Below are 12,295 nucleotides of genomic sequence, written 5' to 3'. Positions count from 1 at the left end.
TGTCGAGAGACAAAGAAGACGGCAGGATCTGCACGAAGTGCGGTGGCGGCCGTTTCAATAACTGGAACCGCTGCATGGATTGCCGCAACGCACGCGGTAGAAGTCGCAACACGCGCCTCGCCGCGAACGGCGGAAAGCACACGGCATCCGAATGGCGCGCTGTACTCGCTGTGTCTCCGACCTGCGCTGAACGCAAACGTTCCTGGGCAACGATCGCCCCGCGTCCAGATCCGCGATACAAAGCGGTGTGGACTAAAGGTCATATAGTCCCAGTCTATCACGGCGGGACCGACGATATCCGTAATATTCAGGCCGAATGCTATGAATGCAATTTCAGGAAGAACGCGGGAGCTCTAAAGTGAGCAGCGGGAAGCATCCTCCCTACGTTCTAGTTTGAGTTCGGAAGCTCCCTTGCCAACAGCGCCGCCAATTCGACGCAAAGATGAAGCGCCGCGTAGGCAGTCCCGAGATCAATCTCAGCCGCCTTAGGATGAACGCCAAAATCGCGAAATCCTTGCAAAGCATTCGCTAGCACGTAGGTATTTTTGGTCGCACAGCGCGCTAGTCGATCGCTCTTCTGCGTTCCGGTCATCAGATCGAGCAGGCGCAACCGCTGGCCTCCCTCCGGGAAGCGTGTCTTCCATTCCTCTGGGATTTTCTCCTCATTCCGCTGCCAGAGAGAGAACCATTCGCTTGGAATCCACGGCCTATTTTTTTGAGTGTCCCAGCATTCTGCTTTCCAGATGAGCGTAAGCGCTTGTTCAAGCATGCCGTGGACGCTCGAAAGAAACATTCCGGGATGCTCGGGAAAATCTCCAACACCCTGCCTGAGGTACCGATTGAGTACGCCATCCAAATTCTCGACCTGGCTAAGCCGGTGCTCCAAAGCTGCTTTCAAATTGTTGTTGTAAGAATGGACATCACCGAACATTCGGAGCAGCGCACTATTCTCATTGGGCTGCTCTTCAAGGTATCTTCCTAGAAGTCGGCTAACGCCCTGCACCTTATTTCCAACCAGCCGGACGAAACCCTTGTCCATGAGACTCTCGGCATCAGCGCCGATGGAGCCGGTTCGAAGTACCGCACCTTCTTCCATGACTCGAAATAGAAGATCTTGGCCTTGAGGGGAACAATCCCTCCAAAGCGAATCGATCTTGTCCTTAACGTATGGATAGGCGCTTTCACACGACGATTTCATCACTTCCGGCGTTACCGTGACAGCCTCGGAGATTTCGTCACAGAGACAGTTTAGCGCCTCGAGCATCATCACAGGACACCCATTGCTGGCGTTCCAGAGCTCGGTTTGAGCCCCACCCGTTAGCTTAAGATGCGGCAACTGATGAAGTAATGCTGCAAGGTCGTTCTCGTCAAAACACCCAACGCGCACCGGTGACGGGTCGAAAATGCCCCAGAAATCGCTGGTTTGAGATTCAGGATTGCGGATTAGATCGCGTAGCGTTCGGCGACTAGCAGTAACGAGCCTCAGGCTCGGCTTGAGCGCCAACTCACGGAGTTGATCCCATAAGTTTCGGGTTAAGCGGCCGTTCGACAACGGTTTGTCAAAGCCGTCCAATATTGCGAGAACTTTCCCTCCTTCCTCCTTTACCCGTCCGAAACGTTTCCCTTCGTCGAATGGCCAAAGATCACCTTGCGGGAACGTTCGCTCAAGCCCTGAACATCATCGATCATGCCTTTGAAGGCATGACGCGCCGAATAGTTCGAAAGACCAGGCCGGTGAATTTTCAGCTTCTTGAGACCATAGGTGCACGCCTTGGTGAGGACGTGGCTCCACATGATTTGCTCAGTCTTGGGTCTCACATAGACCTTCCAGTCGGGAAAGAGCCATTGCTCGTAAGCCTGGTCCTCGATAGCCGCCAGTTGCTCTTCCGAGAGATGATCCCGGCCGGCAGCCTCCTTGATCTTTGCCTGCCGGTAGGCACTCACAATCGCATTGCGATGTTCGATGATGCCCAGCTTGAGCAACAGCCGGTGGATTGCGATCCACCGATAGGCCGAGTTCGTCTTGCCTCGCGTTCCACCGGGCTGTGGATCGAACCGCTGCTTTTCTGTCTCGTCGGGCGCGAACGGTGCGTACCGGAAGTGCGGTTCGCCCCGGAAATCCAGGATATCGCGGCAGCGCAACTGCGCGATCTCGCTCGGGCGCATGCCGGCGAGCAGTTCGATCAGATTGGCCCAGAAGAAGTAACCCTGAACGTACTGATGGCCAGAGATCCAGCAATGGGCGATGCTCTTGCAGCCGGTGAAGGGAGCTGCGCCGAAGAAGGTGAGGACCTCATCTTCATTGTAGGCATCCCGCTCCGCCGCCGGACGGTTGAGCTTGGTGCCGAATTCGAAGGACGGGACCGGTCCATAGGCGAACCAGTGGTCGACGGCGAACTTCCAGAATGCGTTCAGACCGGGCGCATACTTGCCATCGAGGGTGGTTTGGCTGACGCGCTTGAGCTGGACTGCTTGTCCGTCACGCTCGCGCATCCAGCCGTTCTCCCGAGCCGCCGACCAACGGAAGTATAGCGAGCGCTCATCCTGCCCAAAGCCCTTCGGGTGCGGAATCTCGGCAACCTCCTTGGTGATGGTCAGGAGGTGATCTCCGTTGATGTCCAGCATCACGGGATCGTTCAGAAGATTGATCACGAAAGTGACGATCGGAGCGACCTCACTCTCCACACGACCATCGAACCCCTGGGCTCTCTGGGCGGTCACAAAACGGCTCAGCACCTCCGACATCTTCAGCCGGACGTACTTGGTGGATTGCACCGGGGCTGGCTGGACCGGCACGAGGGGCGCCTCGGCACCGAAGATCCGAATCGCCTCTTCCGGCGGTGACAGCACAAGCGGCTGGTTGGCCCGCGCATACACCAGGCGCTTCTGCTCCAATTGTCCTTCGACGGACCGAGCCTTTTCGAGCGCGTTGGACGCGCGGCTGTTCTCTCGAACCAGCGCCACGAAGTGCTCGTCCCAGCCGGGCACAACATCGTTGGGCTTGAGATTCTGGGAGCGCACGGCGTATTGGGCGCAAAATGCCGTCGACTGAAACGCGCGTCGCTCGACGAAATCGGCTTCGTCCCGAACGGGCTCGATCGCCAACGCCTGCAGCCGTGGCCACAGGGCCAGCAGCGCCTCCTTCGGATCTTCGGCGGCCTTGACGCTCATCATCCAGCTCGCAATTCGGGCGGCCCGGCGGACTGCGAACTTCTGGTCGGATGTCCGCAGGCTCATCCGAAACGCTGGCTTGGATGCCGGCATGAGGCAAGCCGGCAGGCGCACTCTAAACAGGTATCTGCCGTCCCGGCGGCAAACATAGGCATGACGAGCCATCTCGAACACCGTGTCCAATCGTGGGGACACAGGTCACGCCGCCACCGCGGAAAGCGGTGATTTCATTGGAATTGCTGAAGAATTTCCGGGGTTGGTAGCTACCCTGAGCGACCCGAGAGATAGGTAACGGTCCGTACCGGACACATGGGTTACACTTTCCGCTTTTGTTCTGCGGGAGGTGTGGATGCCGTGGAAAGCGAGTTCGGTGATGGAAGAGCGCCTTCGCTTTGTCGCCCGTCTGCTGGACGGGGAGGCCATGACGGACGTCTGCCGGGAGTTCGGCATATCACGCAAGACCGGCTACAAGATTTTCGATCGCTACAAGGAACAGGGGTTGGCGGCCCTGAGCGATCGCTCGCGGCGGCCGGTGCACTATGCCAATCAGCTCCCGGAGCAAGTCGAGGGCCTGATCGTCCGCCTCAAAGCCGAGAAGCCGCACTGGGGCGCGCGCAAGATCCGTGAATTGCTGGTCCGGCGGCTCGACGGCGATGTCAGGCTTCCCGCCAAAAGCACCATTCATGCGGTGCTCGATCGCCATGGTTTGGTCAAACGCGGCGGCGTGCCGCGCCACCGCGCGCGCGGCACGCCGCTGTCCGCGGGCGCTGTACCCAATGATCTGTGGTGCACCGACTTCAAAGGCGAGTTCAAGCTCGGCAATGGCCGCTACTGCTATCCACTGACCGTCACGGACCATGCCTCGCGCTTCCTGTTGCTGTGCGACGCGCTCGATTCCACCCGCGAGGAGCCGGCCATTGCCGCCTTCGAGCGGCTGTTTCGCGAGCGCGGGCTGCCGCTGGCCATCCGCTCCGACAACGGCGTGCCCTTCGCCAGCCCCAACGCCTTGTTCAATCTCTCAAAGCTCTCGGTGTGGTGGCTGCGGCTCGGGATTGCGATCGAGCGCATCAAGCCGGGCCATCCGCAGCAGAACGGACGCCACGAGCGCATGCACCTCACCCTCAAGAAGGAAACCACTCGGCCGCCGGGCGCCAATAGCTTGCAGCAGCAGGAGCGCTTCGACGCGTTCCTCCGCGAGTTCAACGCCGAGCGTCCCCACGAGGCCCTCGACATGAACTGCCCTGCCGAGCGCTACCTGGCCTCAACGCGCTGCTATGCCGGCCTGCCGGAACTGACCTATCCGTTCCACGATCACGAGCTACTCGTCACCGCCTGCGGACGGCTTTGCCTGCATCGCAAGCGGATCAATCTCTCCACCGTGCTGGCCGGACAAAAGCTCGGCATCAAGGAGGTCGACGACGGCATTTGGCTCGTCAGCTTCATGCACTATGATTTGGGATATTTCGACCTGGAGCAGAAAACCCTGCAACCCCTCGACAACCCGTTCGGCACGAGGTTGTCACCCATCTCTTAGGTACGATCCGTGACCTATGTCTCCGGGCCGGACACCCCTGGATATGGTAGCGGGGGAGCGCTACCGCCTTTCCCCACACCAGCTGAACCTGCGATATCTTATCCAATCTTTGGCATGAGGCACTCTGTGAGGTGCAGCGCGCTAAGCTCTATAGCCTTGAAGACTACTTTGAAGCGCCACGAACCCCAGTATCCGACTAAAGCGGCTGAATTCGCCACAACTCGAACCGTGGCGCATGTTCGTCGCCACCCTCGTGCTGGTCTCGTACTGATGCTTCGGGCGCCGGTAACCAAAAAGGCCGCCGTGTCGCGACAACCATGCGGCAGGAAGAGATTTGCCGCCCCGCGGGCAGTCGACACTACGCGGTGTCATTCGGCCCTTTAATTGCGGTTTGTTGTCAAGCTTGCATTTCTGAACTCGCCCATGGCGCGGTGGTAGCGCCCCCGCCATCGGAGCTGGTCGGGGTTGCGGAGACGGCGCGGGCGCGGCTGATACATGCTCTGCTGGCCAGGCGTGAATCGTACGGGCTGGTTGATGTCTTCGCTGGGGTCATGGTCCTTTCCGAGGTCGCGCAGCGCCTCATGATGATGTCCGGGTCGGACGCCTCAACGTCTGCAGCGGAGTACAGTCAAGCCGCCACCAGCCGAATGAACGAGGTCGCCACAATACCGTCCCAGCGGGACATCGCCAGTCCGGCAGGCCGGACCAGGAACTTTACAAAATCGGATCAGGCTTCCTTCGCCTGGCCCCAGTCGAACGATGTGCCGTCGCCCCAGATGCAGTGCAGAACAACGGCGATCTTGCGCGCGATGGCGACCTTCGCCTTCCTCATGCCAATCCTCTTGGCGAGCTTCATTCCCCAGGCCTTGAGCGAGGAACATTTCTTCGTTCGATAAAGCAGGACAGTCGCGGCCTCGAACAGGTAAGTTCGGAGAAGACGGTCGCCCCATCGTGATATTTTGCCATTGATGTCAGTTCCGCCAGATTGGTTGCGCCGAGGTGTAAGAACCAGATAGGCGCCAACGCTCGATGCCGATCGGAAGCGCGATGGGTCGTCGATCGTATGGCGGAAGGTCAAGGCGGTTACCACGCCAACACCAGGAACCGTCATCAGGCGGCGCGTCGTCTCATCCGACTTCGCCAATTGGCGGACGTCGTTGTCGAAGTCGCTTTGCTGCTTGCAGATCTGTTCATGGATCGACAGAAGCGGCGCGATCACACCGAGGAGCTGATGATCTTTGCCCAATAGCTCGCAGACCTGATTGCGAAACTGCAGTCCGATCGCGCGTGCAACAGCAAACCGTATTCTTTGATGAGGCTGCGGACCTGGTTCTCGATATCTCGACGCATGGCCACGAGCCGAGATCTCGCGACGAGTATCGCGCGGATCTTCTGACTTTCCTCGCTCTTGACTTTGACTTCTCGATACCAGCCAACTCGCACCAGTTCGGCCAGTCCTCGAGCATCATTCTGATCGCTCTTGTTCATGCGCACGGACAAAGCCGCGTGGGCATGCCGCGCGTCGATGCAGACCACCGGAAGATCAACTCTACGAAGTTCATGCCAAAGCCAGCTCGCCATCGCCCCGGTCTCAAATCCGATGCGCTCCGCCTGTGGCGCCCGCTTGCGAAGCAGTGCCGTGAGCGCCCCCGGGTCGGACTTGGCCTTTCCCTCGAACAAGACCTGGCCTACTTCGTCGACCACACATACTGACGTTTCTTTTTGCGAGACATCCAGCCCAACATATTGCTTCATGGTCCCATCCGATTCGTGAGATTGCGGGAAGGCTTGAAGATAGCGGACCTTTCGGGCCGCGGGCGCCGACCGCAATTACGTCATCGTCTGCAATATTGGCTCTGACGCAATTTTGGTGCAGCTCCGCCTTATTCTGCGCCGATTAGTCTCGCTTGATCGAACAGGGTACCGCCCACGAAGAAGCCATTCTCATAGCCCTGCAGCCTGAACCTGCGTCCGTCCACCAGCAGCTTTGCGCCCTCTGCGACACCGGCATCGATATAGCTCCGGACCTTCTCCAAGTGCTGTTTCGTGACGAGGGGCCCCATCTCCGCTTCGCGGTCGGTACCCGGCCCGACTTTCAGGTCCCTGACCTTGGGTTCGAGCGCGGAGATCAGCCTGTCCGCAGTCTCCTCGCCGACGGGCACAGCAACCGAGATCGCCATGCAGCGTTCGCCGGCGGAGCCGTAGGCGGCCCCCATCAGCGCATCCACCGCCTGATCCATGTCGGCATCGGGCATCACGATCATATGGTTCTTGGCGCCACCGAGCGCCTGGCAGCGCTTGCCGGTGTCCGCGGCCGTCGAATAGATGTACTGCGCGATCGGCGTGGAGCTCACGAAGCTGTTCGCCGAAATATCCGGGTGATGCAGCAGCGCATCCACCGCTTCCTTGTCGCCTTGCACCACGTTGAACACGCCGTCCGGCAAACCTGCTTCCTTCAACCACTCCGCCATGATGAGCGACGCCGAAGGGTCGCGCTCAGAAGGCTTCAGAATGAACGCATTTCCGCAGGCGAGAGCGACCGGAAACATCCACATCAGGACCATGACCGGGAAATTGAAGGGCGTGATACCGGCGAGCCACGCCGAGCGGCTGGCGCGCGGCCGTGTTGTCAAAGGAAGCCGATCGACAGCCAGGGCACTGCGGCAACAATCAGTGTGCCGATCAGGAGTGCGACCATGTAGCCCCACGATGGGCTTCATGCCTTCGTCCGGATTGATGCGGCTGATGGCGCAGGCCGCGTAATAGCCGACACCGAACGGGGGCGCGAACAGTCCGATGCCCATGGCGAGAACGACGACCATCGCGTAGTGGACATCGTGCAACCCGACCTGCCGCGCGATCGGGAACAGGAGCGGACCGAACAGGACGATGGCAGGAATCCCTTCCAGCACACTGCCCAGGATCACGAAGGTCACGATCGTCACGACAAGGAAGACCGGAACTCCGCCCGGAAGGGTGGTCATGAACCTGGCCAGAGAGGCAGAAAATCCCGATTGGGTCAGCGCCCAGGCCATGCCTGTCGCCGCTCCGATGATGAGCAGAATCGCCCCTGACAGAGAGGCTGTCTCGACCAGCATCGGATAGATGCGGCGCCAGTCGAACTGGCGGTAGATGAAGAGACCCGCGCAGGCCGAGTACAGGATGCCGATGGTCGAGACCTCCGTTGCCGTTGCGACGCCTTCGACGACGGCGGTCCGGATCACGAATGGCAACGCGATGGCTGGTATCGCGATGACAAAAGCGCGACCGATCTGCCGCCCCGTCGCCCGCTTGACGTGAGACAGGTCCTCGCGGCGGTATCGCCACCACACCACGGCCGCGAGCATGACGGCAAGCACCACGCCCGGAAGCAAGCCGCCGGTGAATAGGGCCGAGATCGAAACGCTGGTGACCGAGCCGATCGTGATGAGAACCAGTGACGGCGGGATCGTCTCGGTCTGCGCGCCAGTTGCCGCGAGAAGCGCAACCAGATCGCCTGGCTTGGCTCCCCGCTGTCGCATCTCGGGAAACAACACCGGAGCTACCGCAGCCATGTCCGCCGCCTTGGAGCCGGAAATGCCGGAGACCAGATACATCGCCCCGACCAGCACGTAGTGCAATCCACCGCGCACGTGGCCTAAGAGGCTCGCCAGGAAGCCGACCATGGCGCGCGCCATGCCGGTCATCTCGATCAGAAGACCAAGAAAGACAAAGAGAGGCACCGCAAGCAGGATCAGGTGGCTCATGCCCTCATCCATTCGTCCGATCATCACCACGTCGGGCGTGCTGGTTGTCAGGGCGAGATAGCCGACCGTGGCGAGACCGAACGCAAACGCTATCGGCACGGCCGCGATGACCATGGCGCCAACCGCGACAACGAAGAAAATCAGAAGATTCAGATTGCCGAGCGGCTTCAAGATCGGCGCCAGCACAACGAACGTCGCGATGATGCCTGCGACGATCACCAAGGACGCCAGCAGGCTGCGCAGGCTCGCGATGCGGATGAGCCGGAGGACCGCTGCGATGAGCATCAATCCGATCCCGATCGGCAAAGCCGCCGCACGCCAGCTATTGACGATCTCGAGCGCCGGCGTGGTGACGAATGCCTCGTCTGCGGCGAATTCATAGGCGGGCCAGACGACGAGGACGAGAAATGCGAGCGACGCCGCGGCCGCCACGACGTCCAGAAACGTCCGAACCTCAGCGCTGAGAACGCCGACGATCGCGGTCATCCGCATGTGCTCGCCGCGCTGGAACGCAATCACGGAACCGAACATGGCGAGCCAGAGGAAGAGAATGCCCGCGAGTTCGTCGGACCAGATGATGGGCGAGCGGAACACGTATCGACCCACGATGCCGGCAGACAGTACCGCAATCTCCGCCAGCACGAGCAGTGCTGCCGGGACCGCGACGACATGACCAAGCACCGTGTTCGCCGTTATCACCCAACTGCGCCGGCCTGCCTGCGACGCGCCGGCCGCCATACCGGCATCGACATGCGGGTATGGCTCATGCTGGTCATGATAGCCGGCCCGCCGCTTTTTCGAGCTGCGACCATGCCTCCTCGCCAAACTTGGCTTTCCAGTCGGCGTAGAAGCTGGTTTTTGACAAGGCCTGACGGAAGGCGGTGCGATCGACGTCGACGAATTTGAGACCCTTGGCCGAGAGGTCAGTGCGCAGGGATTGGCTGAGCTTTGCGATGTCGGCGCGCTGATCGATGGCGGAGCGGTCAAGCTCGCGTGCCACGATCTCCTGCACGTCCTTGCGCAGGCGCTCGAAGGCGCGCTTGTTGCCGAGGATCCAGTAGCCGTCCCAGACGTGCCCCGTCAGGCTGCACGTGCTCTGGACTTCATAAAGACGCGCGGTCGCAATGATTGGCAGCGGGTTCTCCTGCCCGTCGACGACCTTGGTCTGCAACGCGGAATAGACCTCATTGAAGTTGATCGGCGTCGGTCCGGCGCCGAGGGCCTTGAACAGCGAGGTCAGCAGCGGCGCGGGCGGAACGCGGATCTGGAAATTCTTCAGATCATCCGGCGTGCGCACCTCGCGGCCGGACGAGGTCACCTGGCGGAAGCCGTTGTCCCAGGCTTTCGACACCGCCATGATCGGTGTCTTGGCAATCTGCGCCCGGATATAGGTGCCGAGATCGCCATCCATGGCCTTCCATACGCTGTCGTAGTCGGCAAACGCGAAGCCGGTATTCACGATGCCCGCGCTAGGTACCAGAGTGGCAAGGATCGAGGACGACTGATTGAAGAACTCGACGCCACCGCTGCGAACCTGGGTTAGAAGCTCGGTGTCGGAGCCGAGCTGATTGGCCGGAAACAGCCTGATCTCCAGCCGGCCGCTGGTCGCTTCGCGGATACGGTCGATCGCCTCTTGCGCCCGGATATTCACCGGATGGGACGGATCCTGTCCGGTCGCGAACTTGTAGACGAATTCGGTGGCAGATACCGGGCGGGTCAGAATCCCGCAGAGAGGTACGGCACTGGCCGCCAGCAACAGCGAACGGCGGCTGACGCGTCCAGGTTTCGAGACAGTCATGTTTTCCTCCTGATCGTGTATTGACGTTGTGCCGGCTGCATCAGCCTGCGCTGGTTTTCAGCTTTCCGGGCTCCTCGACAGCCGCATTCGGGCAAGAGCCATCGCTCGCCCGCCGCAACATGCAGCGGGCGTAACTCTTCACTTGGGCTTGGCCTGATTGGCGCTTAGTGCTGGTGCGCTAGAGCCACAGCTTGATCTGCCTTGCGACCTCTGCGGTGGAAATGCCGTAGCGGTCGTGCAGTGTCGGAAGTGCGCCGGCGTCAAGAAATTCGTCCGGCAATGCAATCTGGCGGAACGGCGGATGAACGCCCGAACGCATCAAAAGCGCGGCAATTGCCTCGCCAAGGCCGCCAATGGTCGTGTGGTTTTCGGCAACGACGACAAGGCGGCCCGGCTTGCTTGCCTCACGCAAGATTGTCTCGGCGTCGAGCGGCTTGATGGTCGGAACGTGGAGCACCGCAATATCGACGCGGTCGTTCGTCAGAGTTTGCACGGCCTCGAGCGCACGCATGGTCATGATGCCGGATGAGATGATCAGCACGTCCTTCCCGTCACGGATCAGCTGGGCCTTGCCGAGCTCGAACTTGTAGTCATATTCGTCCAGCACGACGGGCACCTGACCACGCAGCAGGCGCATGTAAATCGGCCCCTGATGCGTCGCGATGGCGGGCACCAGCTGCTCGGTTTCATGAGCATCGCAGGGATCGATGACCGTCATATTCGGCATCGCGCGAAATAGTGCGAGATCCTCCGCGGCCTGGTGGCTCGGGCCATAGCCCGAAGTCAGGCCGGGCAGTGCGCAGACGATCTTCACGTTTCGGTCTTCCTCCGCGATCGTCTGGTGAATGAAGTCGTAGGCGCGCCGCGAGGCGAACACGGCGTAGGTGGTCGCGAACGGCATGAAGCCTTCGGCGGCAAGACCGGAAGCCGCGCCGAACAGAAGCTGCTCGGCCATGCCCATCTGATAATAGCGGTCCGGAAATTCCTTCGCGAAGATGTGCAGGTCGGTGTATTTGCCGAGATCGGCCGTCATGCCGACCACATCAGGGCGGCTGCGTGCAAGCTCGACGAGAGCGTGTCCAAAGGGCGCCGGCTTCGTCTTTTGTCCTTCAGCCGCGATCGATGCGATCATCGCCGAGGTTGTCAGGCGCGACTTGCCCGGCTGCGGTGCTGATCTCACGGTCTTCATACCTGCCTCCCGGCTTCCAGCGCGGCCAGCGCGAGCTGCCATTCGTGCTGCTCGACGCGGATGAAATGGTTTTTCTCGCGCTGCTCCAGGAAAGGAACGCCCTTCCCCATCAGCGTGTCGGCGACGATCATCCGCGGCTTGGTCTCGGTATGGGACTTGGCCGCATCGAACGCCGCAAGCACGGCATCGAGATCGTTGCCGTCGATGCGCTGCACGAACCAGCCGAAGGCCTGAAGCTTCTCGACCAGCGGCTCGAACGCCATGACCTGCGTCGAAGGACCATCCGCCTGCTGATTGTTGACGTCGACGATGCCGATCAGATTGTCGAGCTTGTAGTGGCCCGCCGACTGGATGGCCTCCCAGACCGAGCCCTCGTCGAGCTCGCCATCCGAGAATAAGGTGTACACCCGCGCCTCGGATTTCTTGCGCTTCAGCCCCAGCCCCATGCCGACGGCGATGCTGAGCCCAAGCCCGAGCGAGCCGCCCGACATTTCCATTCCCGGCGTGTAGGAGGCCATGCCCGACATCGGCAGGCGGCTCTCGTCGCTGCCATAGGTTTCGAGCTCCTCCTCAGGGACGATCCCCGCCTCGATCAAAGCCGCGTAGAGCGCGATGGCATAGTGACCATTGGAGAGCAGGAAGCGGTCGCGTTCGTCCCAGGACGGATCTTCCGGCCGGTAGCGCATCGCGTGAAAATAGGCCACGGCGAGGACGTCGGAAATGTCCAGCGCCTGTGCGATATAGCCCTGGCCCTGGACTTCGCCCATGCGCAGCGCATTGCGGCGAATGTTGTAGGCGCGGTCCGCCAGCTTGGGCGTGTTGGTCAGCGTTTCCATCGATCTGGACCTTATCTTACT

Annotated in this window: 6 protein-coding genes and 3 pseudogenes; 1 reads left to right on the top strand and 8 read right to left on the bottom strand. The window is 60.7% G+C overall.

The genetic code is table 11. From position 1 onward, the window contains the following. Positions 1-388: 388 nt before the first annotated feature. Together QA642_RS09525 and QA642_RS09520 are read right to left on the bottom strand one after the other, a co-directional pair. Positions 389-1,573 carry a hypothetical protein gene (locus tag QA642_RS09525; protein WP_283084420.1) on the bottom strand — a complete coding sequence of 395 codons (1,185 nt, stop codon included), beginning with the start codon at positions 1,571-1,573 and terminating at the stop codon, positions 389-391. A 29-nt stretch (positions 1,574-1,602) separates the two neighbouring features. Beyond that, complete coding sequence (locus QA642_RS09520; protein ID WP_283084419.1) at positions 1,603-3,264, bottom strand: hypothetical protein; 1,662 nt, start codon at positions 3,262-3,264, stop codon at positions 1,603-1,605. A 256-nt stretch (positions 3,265-3,520) separates the two neighbouring features. Between QA642_RS09520 and QA642_RS09515 the strand changes: the two genes are divergently transcribed. Then, positions 3,521-4,705: an IS481 family transposase gene (locus tag QA642_RS09515; RefSeq protein ID WP_283084418.1), complete on the top strand. Its 1,185-nt coding sequence runs from the start codon at positions 3,521-3,523 to the stop codon at positions 4,703-4,705. Positions 4,706-5,432: 727 nt separating this feature from the next. Here the strand turns inward: QA642_RS09515 and QA642_RS09510 are convergent. The 6 genes and pseudogenes from QA642_RS09510 to QA642_RS09485 all read right to left on the bottom strand — a co-directional run bounded on the left by QA642_RS09510 (position 5,433) and on the right by QA642_RS09485 (position 12,274). Continuing rightward, a pseudogene (locus tag QA642_RS09510) lies at positions 5,433-6,460 on the bottom strand (IS110 family transposase). A gap of 128 nt (positions 6,461-6,588) precedes the next feature. Continuing rightward, a pseudogene (locus tag QA642_RS09505) lies at positions 6,589-7,239 on the bottom strand (aldehyde dehydrogenase family protein); the annotation flags it as partial. Between the two features lie 95 nt (positions 7,240-7,334). Next, positions 7,335-9,227, bottom strand: a pseudogene (locus tag QA642_RS09500) (TRAP transporter large permease subunit). Next, complete coding sequence (locus QA642_RS09495) at positions 9,224-10,249, bottom strand: TRAP transporter substrate-binding protein (RefSeq protein ID WP_283084417.1); 1,026 nt, start codon at positions 10,247-10,249, stop codon at positions 9,224-9,226. The pseudogene QA642_RS09500 and the gene QA642_RS09495 overlap by 4 nt, the downstream one beginning before the upstream one ends. A 178-nt stretch (positions 10,250-10,427) precedes the next feature. Beyond that, a complete protein-coding gene (locus tag QA642_RS09490) occupies positions 10,428-11,438 on the bottom strand; it encodes a transketolase family protein (protein WP_283084416.1) in 1,011 nt (336 codons plus the stop codon). Next, on the bottom strand, positions 11,435-12,274 hold the full coding sequence (locus QA642_RS09485) for a transketolase (RefSeq protein ID WP_283084415.1): 840 nt from the start codon (positions 12,272-12,274) through the stop codon (positions 11,435-11,437). Before QA642_RS09485 ends, QA642_RS09490 begins: the two co-directional genes overlap by 4 nt. Positions 12,275-12,295 lie beyond the last annotated feature (21 nt).

This window comes from Bradyrhizobium sp. CB2312, from assembly GCF_029714425.1.
Taxonomy (GTDB): domain Bacteria; phylum Pseudomonadota; class Alphaproteobacteria; order Rhizobiales; family Xanthobacteraceae; genus Bradyrhizobium.
Note: the sequence above shows the minus strand (reverse complement) of the source record. Positions and strands in the feature narration are given on the sequence as shown.

Excerpts from the sequence above, each read along its gene's own strand:
- QA642_RS09520 (WP_283084419.1), bottom strand. The coding sequence starts at position 3,264 with ATGCCGGCATCCAAGCCAGCGTTTCGGATGAGCCTGCGGACATCCGAC.
- QA642_RS09515 (WP_283084418.1), top strand. The coding sequence starts at position 3,521 with ATGCCGTGGAAAGCGAGTTCGGTGATGGAAGAGCGCCTTCGCTTTGTC.
- QA642_RS09495 (WP_283084417.1), bottom strand. The coding sequence starts at position 10,249 with ATGACTGTCTCGAAACCTGGACGCGTCAGCCGCCGTTCGCTGTTGCTG.
- QA642_RS09490 (WP_283084416.1), bottom strand. The coding sequence starts at position 11,438 with ATGAAGACCGTGAGATCAGCACCGCAGCCGGGCAAGTCGCGCCTGACA.
- QA642_RS09485 (WP_283084415.1), bottom strand. The coding sequence starts at position 12,274 with ATGGAAACGCTGACCAACACGCCCAAGCTGGCGGACCGCGCCTACAAC.